At 47.4% G+C, this 641-nt stretch carries 1 protein-coding gene and 1 pseudogene; both read left to right on the top strand.

Annotation, left to right across the window (positions count from 1 at the left end; genetic code table 11):
• Positions 1-84 precede the first annotated feature (84 nt).
• Positions 85-438 (top strand): 50S ribosomal protein L18, encoded by a 354-nt coding sequence (rplR, locus tag B3180_RS04875; RefSeq protein ID WP_054489093.1) that lies wholly within the window; start codon positions 85-87, stop codon positions 436-438.
• Between the two features lie 9 nt (positions 439-447).
• A pseudogene (gene rpsE / locus B3180_RS04870) lies at positions 448-641 on the top strand (30S ribosomal protein S5); the annotation flags it as partial.

Below are 641 nucleotides of genomic sequence, written 5' to 3'. Positions count from 1 at the left end.
CCAGAGCCTTATAAAGGCAAAGGCGTTCGTTATGCTGACGAGCAAGTGCGCCGTAAAGAAGCCAAGAAAAAGTAGGGTAATACGATGGACAATAAAGCAGCTCGCTTACGTCGTGCTACTCGCGCACGTAAACAAATTAAAGAGTTGGGTGCAAATCGCCTGGTCGTTCACCGTACACCACGGCATATTTACGCACAGTTGATCGCACCTAACGGTTCTGAAGTGCTGGCAGCCGCATCGACTGCAGAGAAAAGTGTTCGCGAAGGGCTTAAATCTACAGGTAATGTAGATGCAGCCAAAGTCGTGGGCAAAACTATCGCTGAACGAGCGATTGAAAAAGGCGTTAAAAGCGTTTCTTTCGATCGTAGTGGTTTTAAATACCACGGTCGCGTAGCCGCATTAGCGGACGCAGCTCGTGAAGCCGGACTTCAGTTCTAGGAGACGAACATGGCAAATGTAGAAGCTCAAACCGGTGAACTGATAGAAAAGTTGATCACAGTTAATCGTGTAGCAAAGGTTGTTAAAGGTGGTCGTATCTTTAGCTTCACTGCACTGACTGTGGTTGGCGACGGTAAAGGTAAAGTCGGTTTTGGTTATGGTAAAGCGCGTGAAGTACCCGCTGCTATTCAAAAAGCAATGGA

The sequence above is a fragment of the Idiomarina sp. UBA4206 genome (assembly GCF_002383015.1).
Classification (GTDB): Bacteria; Pseudomonadota; Gammaproteobacteria; order Enterobacterales; family Alteromonadaceae; genus Idiomarina; species Idiomarina abyssalis.
The sequence above is the reverse complement of the archived record's forward strand: the minus strand, read 5'-3'. Positions and strand labels throughout refer to the sequence as shown.